Genomic DNA, 17,027 nt, shown 5'->3' with positions numbered 1-17,027 from the left:
GGGGGGGGGGGGGATAGAATGCACTAAATTTTTGGTTGAAAGGAAAAATATGGCTGAGGATAAGATTAACGGGAACGAAGCCTTGACCCAAAACGGCATGAACAACAATAAGAAAGAAAGTGAAACGAAAAATATAAATGAAGATAAAGAAAATGAAGCTTTTGTCCAGGTTTCTTTATCGATTTTGGGCGGTATAGTAGGCGGCGCATGGGCTAATATATTAGATAAAGATTTATGGATTAATGTATTAACTATAGCTGTAGCGGGCTTTATTGTCTATGCAACAATAACTTGGCACGATAAGAAATTAGATAAAAAGATAGGATTTCCTATTCTGATTGTTCTTTTGCTCATAATAATGGCTCTACTTGCGTGTTTAGCGTATTGCATTCATAAATAATTTCAAAGGAGAAAAGAATGAAAAAAGTAATTTTAGTTTTAGCAGTTCTAGCGAATTTGGCGTTTTCTGCTGAAGAATTAACACAAGCTCAAATCGAATATTTCGATAAAGAGTGCGAGGGTGGAAATTTAAAGTATTGCACGGTAATCGGTGAATATTACTTTATGGTTGGCGGAGAAAGGATAGATTACAAAAAAGCAAAATACTATTTTGAAAAAGTTTGCAAAATGAACAAAGCTGTTCAAAAAAATGAATATTTTATTGAAAGCTGCGGAAATCTCGCAGCTATGTATTATAAGGGGATTGCCGGGATCGAACAAAATTATAAAGAAGCGGCTCGCTTATGGAAAGTGACTTGCGATATTGGAGACCCTATGGCATGTAACAATCTTGGGATAATGTACAATAATGGATATGGCGTGAAAAAAGATATAACAAAAGCCGTATCTTGCTATAAATACGCTTGCAATAAAAACAATTGGCGAGGATGCTCAAGTCTTGGTGCATATAATATTGCTTTAGGCAATAAGAATACGGCTGTTAAATATTACAAAAAGGCTTGCGAGTTGGGTAAAAACGACTCAGAAGCACAAAATCCAAGCAATAAAGATTTTTGGCAACTCACTTGTGAATTGTATGAAAAATTAAAATAGACTTAAAATTACCCGAGCCGAATTTACGTTCGAGTAAATCCGCTCAAATTTTCCCAAATCAAATTTAAATTTTCGCTACTCTCGTTTGCGCCGCCCTTACGTAGCCGTCTTACTTAGCCTTATGTTCTCAAAGCATCATATTTTGCCCTATTGTGCCGTATTTACGCGTAACAAAGCGCACAAAAAGTAAATTTTGAAATTTATTCGCCCTATCCTACGATGAAATTTGCGCGCAAAACGCAGGAATAAAAAACAGAAACACCTTAAATTTTACTCATTAGGTCGCCAATGATCGCTTGCGCGCCGTTTTTATCAGCTAGCTCAAGCAGTCCTTTGCTCGCTCGCGCCACGTCGAAGCTTTCAATCAAGCTCAAGATCCGCTCGCCGCTTGCGTCCTGCTGACGCACGATTTCGCACAGCCCGCGCTCCTTAAGAAATTTCGCGTTATAAAACTGATGATCCGCCGCCGCGAACGGAAACGGCACGAATATCGCAGGCAGGCCGTTTGCGCAGAGCTCCCACAGCGTGCTTGCGCCGCTGCGTCCGACGCAAAGATCGGCGCTTGCGATGAGCTCGTGCATGTTTTTGCAAAAGCCTACGAGCTGTACATCCAGGCCCTGCTGCGCGTAGATCTGCGAGATGCGCTCAAACTCGCGCTCGCCGCACTGATGGATCACGCCGTAGCCGAGGCCCAAAAGCTTGGGCGCAAGCTCCACGGCAAGCGAGTTGATAAAGCTCGCTCCCTGCGAGCCGCCCAAAAAGATGACCCTCTTAAGCTCTGTGCGCAGCCGCGCCGTCTCGAAAAAAATATCCGCGATCGGATAAGCAAACGCGGGCTTTTCATAGGAGCTGTAAAACGTGCGCGCAAAGGGCCTTAGTAGGCGGTTAAGTCGCCCGCAAACGGCGTTTTGCTCGTGGATAAAAAACGGCACGCGAGAAAGGATCGCTGCGATGGATGCGGGCGCCGAGCTGTATCCGCCCACGCTGATAAGCGCGCGGACGCCGTTTTGCTTTAAAATTTTACGCGCCGCAAGCGAGAGGCGCAGGATATTTAGCAGCGAGGCTAGCTTGGCGATGCCCTTTTTATCGACGACGCCCGAGCTTTGCAAAAAATAGGTGCGCGCAAAAAGCTCGCTATTTTCAAACCACGCGCGATCCTGCCCGCGGTTTGAGCCGATGAAGATTGCTCCGATGCCCTGCTTCGCAAGATGAGCGGCTAAATTTTTAGCGATTATCAGATGCCCGCCGGTGCCGCCGCCGCTGATTGCTATGACCATACTTTTCCTTTAAATTTATAAAATTTCGCGCTTAAATTTGAGCCTCGGCGCGCTTCGGCATAGAATTTTAAGCGCATTCGGCTCTCAATTTACGCCTAAATTTAAATCGCGCTCGTCCAAAACCCGAAAAAGCTTTAAAATTTCGCCCTTTTCGACGCCATCAAAACGAGCCCCACCGCAAACGACGCCGCGAGCAGGTGGCTGCCGCCGTAGCTTATAAACGGCACGGCGATACCCTTAACCGGCGAGATCGACGTGATGCCGTAGGAGTTGATAATGAACGAAAAGAAAAACATAAAGCCGATACCCAGGCAAAAGAGGAAATTCACGTTACTCGGCGACTTACTCGCGGTCTGAAAGATGCGAAAGAGCATCGCATAAAATAGCGCCACGATGAGCAAAATCCCGACGAACCCCCACTCCTCGGCGATGCCTGCGAGCACGAAGTCTGTATGTACCTCGCTCAGATATCCGAGCTTAAAGCTCCCGAGCCCAAGCCCCTGCCCGAAAAACTCGCCGTTGTTTATCGCATTTAGCGAGTGTCCGACCTGATACGGCGCACTAGCGTCCTCTATACGCAGCCCTGCAGCGGTCTCCGGCGACATAAACGACAGCACGAAATCCTGCACGCCGCCCCACCACGAGCGCACGCGATCGACCCTATGTGCGCTCGTGACGATAAAAACGTAAGCAAGCCCCAAAATCCCCATAAAGCTAAAGCCGATGAGCTTGAAGCTCGTGCCCGCAAAAAGCGACATAAAAATCATCGTAAGCCCCAGCACCGCGACCTGCCCCAGATCGTTTTGCACGATGGCGACTAGGATGACGACGAAGCCGAAAAGCGCTACGTAAGGAAGCAGAGTCGCGATCTCCCGCCCGATGCTTTTTTTGGAGTGATCGAGCTTACGCGAGAAGCTCCACGCCAAAAAGTAGATGAAGCCCACCTTGAAAAATTCCACCGGCGCGAGATTAAAAAACGGCAGCCTGATCCAGCGCGCCGCGCCGTTTACGTCGGCGACCAAGGACTTGGGCAAAAAGCCCATCGCGAGCATCAAAATCCCCATTATCGCAAAAAGCGACATGCACACCGGCGTTAGGCATTTATCGGGATCGGCGCGCGAGACGATCCACATCACCGCGATGCAGGCAATCCCTACCGCGCACTGACGATAAAAAAAATGCAGTGGCGTAGCGCCCAGCAGAAGCACCGTATATGAGCTCAGCGACAGCGAAAATATCATGCCGATCGTAATGAGCGCGCAGGTGAAGTAATATAGCCATTTATCGGTTCTCAATCGTCTCTCCGTTTTAAAATTTATTCGCATTTACGTGCGCCGTGCACGCTTCGTCCACCGCGCGAGGCTTGAAACCTCGCATCGCGCCCGTGCCGCACGGCGCCGATCGTGGCACCGCCTTTTAAAAAGCATACGGCACGACTGCGCATTGTCTTTTGGCACGCAATGCGATTATGCGTCTTTGACGCGCGGCGCACATTCTATTTTCGCATATCGGCGGATTTGCGGCATGCGCTGCGGGATAGCACGCCACAACAAGTATAATCTTGCGTTATCCCGCAAGCGTGCATTGCATACGCTCTATTTTAACATATCGCGGCGACTTTCGGCACGCGATAACAAGGTCGCAAATCACAACTGCGCAAAATCGCGCACAAGAGCAATACAACGGTAGTCGCAAGGTCTTAACGCTATACACACCGGTAGAGCGCGGTAGTTGCAAATTTACGCTACGTGTTGTTAACATGTCGATCAATTTTCAACATGCCGCGGTGCAAAATGTGCCGTATCTTACAACGCAGCCACACTGTAAAATACGACTTCGTTGCAAAAACGCGTTTGTACTTGCAGACGGTGCGAAATTTCGTTTTAAATTTATTTGCCGCTATAGCGCAAATTTATTTATGCGCGCAGTGACACAAATTTCATTTAAAATTTTGCGCCACAGAGCATTGTAAACACTCGCTCGCAAAACATGCTGTATGCAGCCGCACTGCGAATTATACCCACACAAAACACCGCGCGCCAAACAGCTTTTTGTGAGCGGCTTGCGACACAACGGCTTTTAGCGTGTGCAGTGCGAGCACTCGCGTTGCAAATCAGCCGCTGTGAACGGACAACCTCAGTACTCTGCGCATCGACCTTCAAAGCATGAAATCTTTCTGCCAATGTACTCACGCGGCAAGCCAAGTCTGCAGCAACTTCTCCCTCTTGCGCAGTCGCAAGACGTTTCATATCGGCGCTGCGCAATTTAAAATTCAAGTCCGCTGCGACAAATTTTAAAATTTTAAATTCTGTCACTCTTTGTAAATTTATAAAATTTGAAATCGCAAAATTTTTACAATCAATTTTTAAATTTTAAAACCGCCCTATTTCTACTCCGCTTGCACTTTGAAATTTCACGCCGCGATTGAAATTTAGTGCCAAGAGCACAGCGTTCAATTAAACCGCGCTTTAAATTTCAATACGTCTTAAAGCAGGCGCGTCGCAAACGCAAGCTGCAAAACGTGCTGTTTATACCCGCCGAGCACTACTTTTAAACGCCTCCCGCACCGCAAAGAACTTTGACACATCCGCGCATCCATGTAAACCGTCCGCCTTGCTACAGCCACAGAAGCACAAGCGCGAGCCGCAGAACACGCAAATTTTAAAATTTAAATCCGCCGCAGGGGCCGAAAATTTTAAAATTCCGCCGCGGCAAATCCGATAAATTTTAAAATTTATAAAATTTACAATTCCACCGACGCAGACCGATCAAATTTCAAAAATTCCGGCGCCCGCAAATCCAATTAAATTTCAAAATTTCGCCGTTTAAATTTCATCGAAATTTTAAAGCTTACTTGATTATGTCGCGCTGACCTTTGGCGTTGATCTCGCTTAAAACGCCCATCTGCTCGAGCTGCTCGATGATCGTCGCGGCACGGTTGTATCCGATACGCAAGCGGCGCTGTAGGTAGCTGATCGAGGTCTTCTCCTCCTCCAAAACAATCGCCTTCGCCTCGTCGTAAAGCTCGTCAAGCACGATATTTTGCGGATTGATTATGCCGCCTTCTTGCTTGGCGCCCTCGTTCTCGATCAAAAATCGCTCGTCATAAACGACGCTTTCTTGCGCCTTTAAAAATTCCGCGATCTTATTGATCTCATTCTCGGTCGTAAACGGCGCGTGCAGGCGGATGAGCCCCGGCGCGGTAGGCGGCGTAAAGAGCATATCGCCCCGCCCGAGCAGGCTGTCCGCGCCCATCTGATCCAAAATCACCTTGCTATCGACCTTTGAACCCACGCGGAAGCTGATGCGGCTAGGCAGATTCGCCTTTATCAGCCCCGTGACGACATCCACGCTTGGGCGTTGCGTCGCTACGATGAGATGGATGCCGCTGGCGCGCGCCATCTGCGCCAGACGCGCGATATAGTGCTCCACGTCCTTGCCGCTCGTCATCATCAGATCCGCGAGCTCGTCGATGATAACGACGATGTAAGGCAAAATTTCGCCGCCCTCGCGCAGCATCTTTTCGTTGTAGTTATCGATATTTTTCGTCCTGTTTTGCGCCATGAGCGAGTAGCGCTGCTCCATCTCGGCTACAAGGTTGCTCAGCGCGATGATCGCCTGCTTAGGCTGCGTGATGACGGGCGTTAGCAGGTGCGGGATGTCGTTGTAGATGCTAAACTCGAGCATCTTCGGATCAATCATTATGAGACGCAGGCTCTTGGGCGAGTTGCGATACAAAAGGCTAAGCAGCATGGCGTTGATACCCACGCTCTTACCGCTTCCCGTGGTGCCTGCGATGAGAAGGTGCGGCAGCTTCTTAAGGTCGGTGACGAAGGGCTGCCCCACGATGTCTTTGCCAAGCACGATCGTAAGCGGGCTAGAGGCGCTTTTAAACACGTCGCTTTCTAAAATTTCGCGCAGATAGATCGTATCGATATTTTGATTTGGGATCTCGATGCCCACGACGTCTTTGCCCGGAACCGGCGCCTGGATGCGGATGGTCTGCGCCCGAAGTGCCATCGCCAGATCGTCTTGCAGCGTTAGAATTTTACTTACCTTGATGTGCGCGGCTGGGCGAAACTCAAAGGTCGTGACGACCGGGCCCGAGTAGGTCCGCACCACGTCGCCGTCGATCTTAAATTTACGCAGCTTATCGAGCAGGTCGTAAATTTTACGATCAATCTCGCTCTCGTCGATATTGCTTTTCTTTTTCGGCGGCAAATTTAAAAAATCAAGCGGCGGCAGTTTAAAATCCTTTGGCTTAGCCACCCTGCCCTTATCGAGCTGATCCAAAAGCCTTTTATTTTCGGCGACTTCGCTTAGGCGCTCGACCCTTTTTAGCCTGCTCGGCTTTCCCTTTTGCGGCATTTTAAGCTCGCGTTCAGCGGAAGCCTGCAGACCCTGCGCGTCACCAAAATTCTGCTCATTTTCAGGCTCGCGAGTATCGTTTAAATTTTGTAAATTTCGCTCACCTTCAAAACCGCGCCCGCTTGCACCTCGCTCCGCAAAATTACCCTGTTTCGCCGAATTGTCCTCTGCGCTCAAAGCGTCATTCGAAGCGTTAAAATTTTCCGTACCTCTCAAGCCTTGCGCAGACGAATACCTTGCAAGCCCGCCCCTTTGCGCTGCATCCGTATCGCTAGCGAAATCATCTCCAATTCCATCCTGTGAGCTTTCGTCTCTTGAGCCAATAAAGCAGTTTTTGATGATGTCGGTAAAGCGGTCTTCAAATATAAGCACTAGCGAAAGCACAAAAATCGTAATATTAAAAATCCACACACCGACGCTTCCGATCATTCGCCTAAGTCCGTCCACCGCGAAGCTGCCGACTGCTCCGCCACTAGCGCCAAAGAGACTCGACTGCACCATCAAAATGGTAAAAAACAGCAAAATGGCTCCGATGCTAAACTCAAAAAATCTAAAGTCAAAACCGCGAAAATGCTTATAGGCTACGTATGCTAAGGCGAGCAAAAATAGCGGATAGATATAAGCGAAGTAGCCGAACAGCCCGATATTAAATGAGCGAATGGCGTTACCCGCGCTGCCTACAAGCGCGGAATCGGGCGCAATAGTAGCAAGCCCAAAAAATATTATGATAGCCGATACGACGATAAAATATATTTCTTTAACTATGATTGATCCTTAAATTTAAAGCGGTATTTTAGCCAAACGAAGGTTAAAATTTTATTTGAAGGATGAAATTTTAATGCTTTGATAAAATTCCGCGCCCTCACAGGCGCGGAATTAAAGGAGTTAGTTTTTGACGGCTTTGCCCAGATCCCACATAGGCATAAAGATACCCAGAGCCAAAAGAAGAACCATGCCCGCCATAAAAAATAGCATGATCGGCTCGACGTAGCTTGAGATATTATCGATGATATCGTCAAATTTCTCTTTATAATAATCCGTGACGTTGCCAAGCATCTTATCGAGGTTACCGGCCTGCTCGCCCGCGCTGATCATCTGAATAAGCATACTCTCATAAAGCCCTGTATTGTTAAACGCCTCGGTTAGGCTCACGCCTTGCTGCACGGCGATTTTAACGGTAGAGAGCTTCTCTTTTAAAGTATGATTATCCACCATTAAAACAGATGTATCCAGCGCATCTGCGATAGGAATACCCGCTCGCACGAGCTCTGTAAAAATAAGCATAAATCGTGACATCGTAGAGAAAAATATAATCTTGCCGAATAGATAGACCTTTAAAATCGTCTTATCAAAGCCCTTTTTAAACTCATCGTTATTGCGATACGCCCATCTAAGAGCTATGATAGTGCCTATAATGCCTACTAAAACAAAAATTCCATAATTATTAAGCGTGCTTTCGATACCAAGTAGAATTCTAGTAGGCAGCGGCAGATCCGCGCCCAAATCCTCAAAAATCTCACGGAATTTCGGCACAACATACATCATCAAAACCGAAAACGCAATTGCCATAACGATCATAAGGATCATCGGATAGCGCATCGCCTTTTTAAATTTACGTTGGTTCTCCCAAAGCTCTTGAAGCATAGCGGCAAGCTTGGCTAGAGACTCTGCCATATTACCGGTTGCTTCACCAAGGCTTACCATCGCGACGACGACATCACCGAGCTGACCTCTAAATTTCTCCGTAGATTCGGTAAGACTAAGACCCGCGTTAAGATCGTCGTTCATAGCACTAAAAATCTCTTTTAGCGTCTTATCCTCTGCCGCTCTTGCGACCTCTTTGATCGAGTCGTGGATTGAAATTCCCGCATTTGTCATAACCGAAAGCTGACGAATCGACGCTACTAACGGCAGCGTTCTAACTCTTCCGCTACCACCTAGCATGCGCGAAACCTGCGCCTTAAAATCGCCGCCCGTATTCGCCACGACTTGGGTTTCACCTCTTTTTACGATCGTCCCGCCTACGCGCTGCTTCATGAGGTTGTTTGCTTGCACCTTATCGCTAGCTTGCAAAAACATCTTCTTTCTTGCGCCCTTGGCGTTGTATTCAACTTCTAATTGCTTTTTCATTGTTTAGCCACCCTATAAATTTCTTCTATACTAGTTACTCCGCGCGCAGCACGTATAACACCATCTTCAAACATATCTATAAAACCCTCCTCCTTCGCCAAGGCCCTCATATCGTCCTTTGAGCCGCCATTAGCGATCAAGCTCTGCATTTTATCGGTAATAGGTAAAATTTCACTAATCATCTCACGCCCCATATAGCCCGTCTGACCGCATTGATCGCAACCTACGGCCTTAAAAAATGTGTATTTTTCAGGCAAGAATTCCTTCAGCTGATCAAGCATCGATTTAGGCAGATTCGTAGGCTGCTTGCAGTGCGGGCAAAGCTTTCGCACGAGACGCTGTGCCTCTACTGCAATGAGCGCACCGCTTATGAGGTAGGCCTCTATACCCATATCCACTATTCGTGGGATCGCGCTAACGGCGTCATTGGTGTGTAGGGTCGAGAAAACCAAGTGCCCCGTAAGAGCAGCCTGGATCGCGATCCTAAGGGTCTCTTGATCACGGATCTCCCCGATCATTATGATGTCGGGGTCTTGTCTTAAGATCGAGCGCAATGCTGAAGCGAAGGTAAGACCTGCTTTTTCGTTAACTTGGACTTGCTGGATTAAATTTACTTGATACTCGACCGGATCTTCTACGGTAATAACCTTAGTATCAATATTTTTAATATCGTTTAGCGCCGCATATAGCGTCGTAGACTTACCGCTTCCCGTAGGTCCGGTAACCAAGATAATACCATATGGAGCCTTCATAGCGTTATTAAATTTCTTAAAGCTATCAGGGTGCATGCCTAGTTTTTCGAGGCTGATGATAACCTTGGATTTATCGAGGATACGCATAACGGTAGATTCGCCGTTGATAATAGGCAGCGTCGAGATACGAAAGTCATATTCGCGACCTGAAATTTTCATACTAAACCTGCCGTCCTGCGGCTTGCGACGCTCGGCGATATCCATATTCGAAAGTAGCTTCAATCGACTTACTAGCGGCGGATAGATATCTTTATCAAAGATAAAAATTTCAGCGAGCATTCCGTCGATTCTGGTGCGCACGACGCAGTTATTCTCGGTAGGCTCGATGTGAATATCGCTACCGCGCATCTTAATAGACTGACTAATTATCATCTCAATGAGCTTCAAAATCGCCGAGGTATCATCGCTGCTTCCGCTACCGCCGGTGTTGGCGAGCTCTTTGCGTATCTCCGCTACGAGCCCTTTAATGCTCTCTGAAAGCTCAAGCTTAGATAGATATTTATTTACCTGATTTGGATCGGCTACTACGATTTTAAGCAGCTGTTTGCTAAACATAGCCTGCGCTTTATCTTGCGACTCAAGATTAAACGGATCAGAAAAAGCAACGTAAATATTCAGATCATCCGCTTTAACCGGTATCACGCCGTATCTTTTAAGCTGTGCGGTAGGAGTGCGTTCCGATAGCCTAAAGTCTATGTCGATATCGTCTAAATTCATATACGACAGATTCATTTTCTTGGCTAGAATTTGCAAAAATTCCTTCGGATCCATCGAAAATTTTTCGCTTATATCGTCAAATGCTATCTGACGACGCTTGTACAGCTCAACTAAAATTGAGCAAAAATCATCCTGGCTTAGATAGTTATCTCCGACTAAAACCTCGCCTAGCGTCAAGCCAATATCCATCTTGTCCTTTATTTCCGGAACAACGGTGCTAGTAAGGATATTGTTTCGTATTAAAATCGCAACGATCTGCTCTTCAATCTTTGTCATCGCGATCACCAATAAATTTTAATCGAGCTAAGCTTATCGCCAGCATAAATTGCAATTACCATCTTTTTTACCTCTTCCTCTTCTTTGATAAAAAGCTCGGCGCGCTCGCCGTTTTCTAGGGTAAAGACATACGTATCACTCTTTTTTACGTATGCTCTCTCCGTAAATTTATCAAAAATTTCAGACAAAATATAATTGATCTTGGGCGTGCGGATATAACTAATATCCACGCCATCACAAAGTGCTAAATAAAGCATCTTTTTTTGAAAAATTATAGTCGAATAAAGAGAAGCATTCTCGCGAGCCTCTTTCGTCTTATAAAGCATCACCGTAGGCACGACGAGCTCATTTACTTTATCCATCTTTAGGCACGCTTTAGCATACATATTTGCAAGTGCCTCGCTCTGCTCTTCGATGAATAAATTTCGCACGCTTTCTTGGCAGATACGGTTGTACTGACCGATCTGATCCCAGTTGCGCACGTCATCGGCGCTAACTGCAAATAACGACGCGATCGCAAAAGCTAAAATATATAAAATTTTCATAGTTTGTCGCTTCTTATCTTTGAAATGAGGTTAGAAATTTCGCTATTTTTCGCCTTTGCATTAAAAGTCTCAAGAGCGTAAAGCGCGTCTTCTTTACGACCCTTTTTATAATTGGCTTTAGCAAAAATTATCCAGCTGGCGACGTTGTCCTTATCAAGCTCATTTGACGTAAGAGCCCATTTGATCGCATTGTCGTAGTCTTTCTTATTATACGCTTCTTCGGCTAGCGATAGCGAATACTCAATCTTATTCGTTGCGTAAAATTTACTCTCCAAGCTCTGCTTATCTTCGCTTAAATTTGAAGTTTTTATCTCAATTCTGGAACTTAGCGGAGCGCTACTTGCGGTATTTGTAGAACCTCCCGAGAAATTTGATTTAGGCGGCAATGGAGCACGCCCAAAATCTATAACCTCGTTTTTAGGCGGCTGATTTGCAAAAGCTGCGTTATTGGTATTAGGTACGTTAAATGTAGGAGCATTTTGATTGCCAAAATTCTGTCCACCAAAATTTTGACCGCCGAAATTCTGCGCCTGAGCCTGCCCGCCATAGTTTCCGCCATTTTCGTAATTATTGGTTATCTTAAATCCACCGGAATCCTCGCTGGATAGCACACCTACGTCGTTTAAATTTAAACTTGGGCGTTCCTTTTCATGTTTAGAGGCGCGGGCAACTTTCGGCGCGCTGATATTGTAATCTTCTTTAGAGATATTATTTTGCACTGCAAGATCTGCCGCCTGCTGCTCGGCATCATTAGCAGAATTTGTAGCTCCGCCCTTATCCTCAATATTTTGATTGATGCTTGCCATGCTAACGCTATCGCTATCTTTAAGCAGCCAAAATATCGCTCCGATCGCAACCGAGATCAAAATTAAAAGCCCTAAAATCGTCTTGTCAAATCTCAATACAAAATTCGGCTTAGATTTCAGGAAAGAAAACTGCTTTCTGTTTTTGTTATACTCTTCCCATTTTTTTTCAAGTTCGTTTACTTCGTAAAATTCAAGCATTTATTATCCCCGAGCCTATCGCTGCCATCTCTATGATTTTATTATTAATCTGCGAAAAACTAATTTCCGTAGGTTTATTTACCTCGTAATACTCAAAAAGCTCATACATCTTATACATAAGCTTGTTGATATTCCTCATATTACCGTCCGTTAAATTTAAAATCAAATCGAAATTATCGTCGCTAAACATAAAATAGTATTGTTGAAAGCCATGAAGCACAAGCTTTTTTTCAATATACAGCTTGACTTCGCCTAAATTTGAATTAGGAAGCTCGATGCTCTCCCAAATTCTAGTTTTAAAATAATCCTTCGCGAGGCGATCTTCCTCGTCCGTCTTATGCACTGTAAATAAAAATTTAAATAATCTGGTATCTGCCATAAGGCGAATTTTTTCTATTAAATTTCCTGGATACAGCTGAGCTTCGTCGAGCAAAATAACGACCTGCTCTACCGCTCCGACATTGGTAGAGATACCAAATCTTTCTCTATAAATCCGCATAAAATTTTCATAATTATCAATCGGCTCGCTAGGAGTAGAATGAAAAATCTGCGAATAAAGCTCTAAGAAAAATTCTTTCTCATCAAAAAACGGCTGCGGCACAAATACGACTCTTACCTTTTTTTCAAGATCGACCTTGATTTTATTAAGCAAAAATGTCTTGCCACAGCCCGGTTTGCCGTAGAAAAGTATAAGTTTTAACGGCTTTTGCAAAGCATTTAAAATTTTATGATAAGCAAGGGTCGATTTATCGAGATTAACGAAGTCTGAGACTTCGTTATCCTCGATAAAAATCTCCTTGATCGCCGTATAGTTATTACTCATTTTCGTAGATGGATTTTGAGTAACCTAGCTCTTTAAGAGAGGTAGCAAGCGGCGCGCCGGTATTGTCGATGATATGTGGAGTTACTACGAAGATTAACTCCGACGTTCGCAAAACATCGGCAGTACTTTTGAAAAGATTTCCGATTAATGGAATTTCAGCTAGCACAGGCACCCTAGTGTTATCTTTCGACTTAGTTGCACCAATCAAACCGCCTAAAATTACAGTATCGCCATCATCTACCCAAACTACGCTTGAGAGTTTCTTTTGTAAGGTATCAGGTGCAATCTCTCTTCTATTATTTGTTCTTACATTGTCCTCTGCGTATTTAAGAGAGCTTAAAGATGGATTAATTCGTAGCATAATCCTATTATCATCTGAAATTTCAGGCAAGATATTCAAAAGAATACCTACAAATATCGAATACTGATCATCTGACTGAGTATCTCCGCCTTGATAATCACCTGTAGTAGTGGATTTTAATACATAGTTAATAGTATCACCTACAGAGATAATAGCAGGCTGATTATTCATCGTAGTTACCTTAGGGCTTGAAATAACCTTAGTTTTACCTTTAGTCTCTAGGAAGTTAATCAAACCGTCGATATTGAAATTTAGATTAGCCCCTATCGTCCAAGTTCCGTGAGTATCGCTAGCCTTTCCTCTATTTCCGTTATCTATGTGATATCCTGAAAGCTTAGTCGGATCTCCACCTACATAGGTATTAAATCCTAGTTGAAATTTACTCCAATCTATACCGGTGGTGTATTCGTTATTTAGCTCGACAGATATGATATTTACATCTAGCAAGACTTGACGACTAAGGCGTTTTTGCATACCACTTAGATATCTATCGACGCGAGCTATCTGAGACTTCATAGCAGTAACAGTTACTAAACCAGCATTTTGATTTATAATAGGAGCGACTGCGACGTATTTTTCGGTACCGTTATTTAGAACGGAGGTGATTTCCTCACTAATCTTCTCCCAAAAATCAAATTTTTCTTTGGTAGTGATCTTATTATCGTCATTTTCTGTTTTATCACTATCGCCATTATCTACTTTAGTAGGTGCGGAATCGACAGAAGATTTAGTAACAGCAGTGCCTTCTCTAATAGAGGTGATGTAATCCACTTTAAAAGTCCTAGTCTCTAGCGCTGAAATTTTTAATATGCCATGAGAATACTCATAGCTTAGATTATTCTCTTTTATGAGTAGATCTAAAACTTCGCGTAAAGAAAGGTCTTTGATGCTTACACCTTGCAGTGGCTTACTCATCTCCTCTTGAGCAATAGCGTCTTTTGCTACCACTGAGAAGTGGCACATATCGGATAGCTGAGTTAGCATCTCGTTTAGCGTAACGGTATCGTTAATCTTAATATTTAGCGCCTTCCTATCGCAGTTACCTGCAGTTGCGGGAGCGGCATATAGACTAGTAGCCGTAACAGACAAAGCAAGCATAGCAGCTATGCTAAGCTTTTTACTTATATGTAATAATGACATTTTGACTTCCTTGTTTTAGTGTTAGTTCGACTTTATTTTCATCGTCGTTGGTAATAATAACGCTATTGCCCGTTATTTGCACGATCTTATATGAGCCTACATATTCGCCCAAACCATACCACTTATCGTTTAGCTTAACCTTATCGCCCATAATACCTACTAGCTGATAACCTAGATCCACCTGCTGATTAGCTTCTCTAGGTGCATTAGCTTCTTTAGGATAAAACGGATCTTGCAAAGAAGCTATCTGCTCATCACTAAGACCTACTCTAGGCTTACTAAGATCATCGAATATCGCATCGTACTTAGCTTTATAGGCTCCATTACTAGGCGCCACCGTCTGATTATTATCTACAGCAAATAGAGCAGTAGAAAGTAGCAAAGAGCATAAAATTAACTTTTTCATTAGTAATTTACTCCCCAGATAGATATACCGATGCTTCCACCGATTTTGCCATTTTTAGTGGCATTGATATCCATCTTATTTACATCTACGATCATCTCCGATTGTTCGATAAGGTTGATATACCTAAGAACGTTCGAAAATGCTCCTTCAAATTTCACATCTATATCCAGCAAGGCTTCAGGCTGAAAAATTTGTTTGATGCTAGGCTCTCTTCTATCGCTGTGAATAGCATAAATTTTAATATTGTTATTCTCTGCGATCGTTGAGAGGCTATCCATAAATTTAGCCCAGTTCTTTTCATTATAGGTAAGCTTTGAAATTTCTTTTAGCTTACCGTCTAGATACTTACGCTCTTCAACGATATTGTTAAGGTTGGTCCTAGCACCATTGAGGATATTGCGCTTATTATTAACAAAAGCATCAGGATCACCGCCAAAAAACTCGTTATACTCTCTTTGTGCGCCTTCAAGCTTAGTCGTGGCAGTACTTAGATTTGTTTCGCTCTCCTCTAAATACGGATCCGCATAGCTACTCAAAATAAAGTAAGCTACCACACCTACAAACAATAAAGCTATGTAAAAATAGTTATTTGCACTATTTCCCTTGGAGGCAAACCATTGATCAAGTTGATCTAATGAACTTTTCTTTTTCATTATTTAACCTCCACACTGATGTTGCTATCGTAAAAGACGGTTTTATTACCCTCTTGTAGCGCGATTGTTTTAGTATCCACGCCATACACCTCTTTTTTACTGATATCCTCTAAAAGCTCGGTCATCTGCTTATCATTTTTGGTGCGCACCTGAACAGTTAGAGTCCTATTCTCATCACCGATCCTAACCATATTGCCCTTATTTTTAACGACCATATTGGTTAGCTCAAAAATAGAAACACCCTTCATAGCGTAATTATTTTTCTTATCTAAGATGGCATTAATTAGTTTGCGCCTGTCATTAAGCTCCTTACCACTCTTAGCAGCCTGAGCATTTACCTCTTTAGTCTCTTTATCCAAACGCGCACTTTCAGTTCTAGCGGGACCCATCTTTTCCTCTAAACCTTTATATTCGCTAGTTTTATCATCAGCTACCATATTATTATAATAGCCGTAGCCAAAATTATACGCAGGATATGCAGCCCCAAGTAAGCAGCCTAGCAGCATATAGCCTATCAGCTTGCCGGTTGATCTTTGGGTCAAAGGCGGAGGTCTCATAAACGGTGAGTAGTTGTGATCATCGTCTTTGGTAATCAAATAATCTTGACCCACCAAGAACATCAAAATATCTAGCTGAGTGAGCGGATAATCTTTTGCGTTGATTGCAACGTTAAAATTAAAATCCTTGTATCTTAGCTTTAGATTATTTTCTACAAAAACCTCGATCGCAGGAATTTTACCGATATCCGTTCCGATATAGACATTTTGAATATTGACGTTGTAAATTTTACTAATACCGTTCAATACGTCATTGATGTAGTAAAACATATCGTCAAAAATTTGGATCATATAATCGCGTTCGGTCGGATTTTCTAAATTTACTCCCTGCTTGGAAAGCAGCCTATAAAAGCTCTCTTCATCGACCCTGCTACCGACTAGCTCGACATATTTTTCATGCAAAAATTTTAGGTTATATCTTACTTGACGAGATTGAAAATATTCGCCGTTTTGATACACTACCAAAAACGCATCGTCGCGCTGCAAGTAGATGAAGCAGTCGATTCCGTCGCGAGTTAGGACGCCTCTATTATACAAGCCCTCGTATAAAAACGGAGCCATAGCCACATAGTCGATGTAGTTCGTCCTAGCGGCGATCGCATCGAATTCTGAAGTGAGTTTGGCATTATCTACGACGAAGACATTGAAAATTCTATCATCGCCGCCAGCGCCTATTACCTCACTATAGGTGATTTTGTAATCCAAAGCGGTGTCAAGCCCCAGCTCCTCATACACCTTAACGACGATCGCATCTAAAAGATCCGCGTCCTCTACCGATCTGCTTATCTCGACCGTCGCAGTCATTATATCCTTATACGGAATATATGAGACGTAAGTTTCCTTCGCACGATTTGCTTTTGAGAAGTCGTGCTCGAAAACTTCATTCTCACTTAGACCGAATATGGTTTGCGTGACTTTGTTAATCGCAACAATCGAACTAGCATTTTTACTATTCTTTGCCATAA

General features: G+C 44.0%; 14 protein-coding genes. 2 read left to right on the top strand and 12 right to left on the bottom strand.

From position 1 onward, the window contains the following. Positions 1-400: hypothetical protein (locus Q0369_RS09120; protein WP_298098926.1), on the top strand; the 400-nt coding region annotated here is incomplete at its 5' end. Positions 401-417: 17 nt separating this feature from the next. After that, the gene (locus tag Q0369_RS09115) at positions 418-1,053 is read left to right on the top strand and encodes a tetratricopeptide repeat protein (RefSeq protein WP_298098923.1); all 636 of its coding nucleotides are present in this window, start codon (positions 418-420) and stop codon (positions 1,051-1,053) included. Between the two features lie 263 nt (positions 1,054-1,316). Here the strand turns inward: Q0369_RS09115 and Q0369_RS09110 are convergent, their stop codons facing one another. The 12 genes from Q0369_RS09110 to Q0369_RS09055 form a co-directional block, all read right to left on the bottom strand. Further along, positions 1,317-2,330 carry a UDP-N-acetylglucosamine--N-acetylmuramyl-(pentapeptide) pyrophosphoryl-undecaprenol N-acetylglucosamine transferase gene (locus tag Q0369_RS09110; RefSeq protein WP_298098920.1) on the bottom strand — a complete coding sequence of 338 codons (1,014 nt, stop codon included), beginning with the start codon at positions 2,328-2,330 and terminating at the stop codon, positions 1,317-1,319. Between the two features lie 134 nt (positions 2,331-2,464). Beyond that, the gene (locus Q0369_RS09105) at positions 2,465-3,625 is read right to left on the bottom strand and encodes an FtsW/RodA/SpoVE family cell cycle protein (RefSeq protein WP_298098917.1); all 1,161 of its coding nucleotides are present in this window, start codon (positions 3,623-3,625) and stop codon (positions 2,465-2,467) included. 1,555 nt (positions 3,626-5,180) lie between these two features. After that, positions 5,181-7,400, bottom strand: coding sequence for a DNA translocase FtsK (locus tag Q0369_RS09100; protein WP_298098933.1), 2,220 nt, complete (start codon positions 7,398-7,400; stop codon positions 5,181-5,183). A 183-nt stretch (positions 7,401-7,583) separates the two neighbouring features. Continuing rightward, positions 7,584-8,828, bottom strand: coding sequence for a type II secretion system F family protein (locus Q0369_RS09095; RefSeq protein WP_298098915.1), 1,245 nt, complete (start codon positions 8,826-8,828; stop codon positions 7,584-7,586). Beyond that, complete coding sequence (locus Q0369_RS09090) at positions 8,825-10,573, bottom strand: GspE/PulE family protein (protein WP_177389147.1); 1,749 nt, start codon at positions 10,571-10,573, stop codon at positions 8,825-8,827. Before Q0369_RS09090 ends, Q0369_RS09095 begins: the two co-directional genes overlap by 4 nt. Positions 10,574-10,578: 5 nt before the next feature. Beyond that, on the bottom strand, positions 10,579-11,118 hold the full coding sequence (locus Q0369_RS09085) for a hypothetical protein (protein WP_177389145.1): 540 nt from the start codon (positions 11,116-11,118) through the stop codon (positions 10,579-10,581). Then, positions 11,115-12,122 (bottom strand): hypothetical protein, encoded by a 1,008-nt coding sequence (locus Q0369_RS09080; RefSeq protein ID WP_297951164.1) that lies wholly within the window; start codon positions 12,120-12,122, stop codon positions 11,115-11,117. The genes Q0369_RS09085 and Q0369_RS09080 overlap by 4 nt, the downstream gene beginning before the upstream one ends. Continuing rightward, positions 12,115-12,945, bottom strand: a complete 831-nt coding sequence (locus tag Q0369_RS09075; protein ID WP_297946458.1) for an ATP-binding protein — start codon at positions 12,943-12,945, stop codon at positions 12,115-12,117. Before Q0369_RS09075 ends, Q0369_RS09080 begins: the two co-directional genes overlap by 8 nt. Beyond that, entirely contained in the window at positions 12,938-14,446 is a 1,509-nt protein-coding gene (gene mshL, locus Q0369_RS09070) for a pilus (MSHA type) biogenesis protein MshL (protein WP_298098912.1), read from the bottom strand. The genes Q0369_RS09075 and mshL overlap by 8 nt, the downstream gene beginning before the upstream one ends. After that, on the bottom strand, positions 14,424-14,783 hold the full coding sequence (locus tag Q0369_RS09065; protein ID WP_177389139.1) for a hypothetical protein: 360 nt from the start codon (positions 14,781-14,783) through the stop codon (positions 14,424-14,426). Before Q0369_RS09065 ends, mshL begins: the two co-directional genes overlap by 23 nt. 68 nt (positions 14,784-14,851) lie before the next feature. Continuing rightward, complete coding sequence (locus Q0369_RS09060; protein WP_298098909.1) at positions 14,852-15,505, bottom strand: hypothetical protein; 654 nt, start codon at positions 15,503-15,505, stop codon at positions 14,852-14,854. Continuing rightward, positions 15,505-17,025 (bottom strand): hypothetical protein, encoded by a 1,521-nt coding sequence (locus tag Q0369_RS09055; protein ID WP_297960143.1) that lies wholly within the window; start codon positions 17,023-17,025, stop codon positions 15,505-15,507. The genes Q0369_RS09060 and Q0369_RS09055 overlap by 1 nt, the downstream gene beginning before the upstream one ends. Positions 17,026-17,027: the final 2 nt, after the last annotated feature.

The sequence above is a fragment of the uncultured Campylobacter sp. genome, from assembly GCF_938030685.1.
Taxonomy (GTDB): Bacteria; Campylobacterota; Campylobacteria; order Campylobacterales; family Campylobacteraceae; genus Campylobacter_B.
The sequence above is the reverse complement of the archived record's forward strand: the minus strand, read 5'-3'. Positions and strand labels throughout refer to the sequence as shown.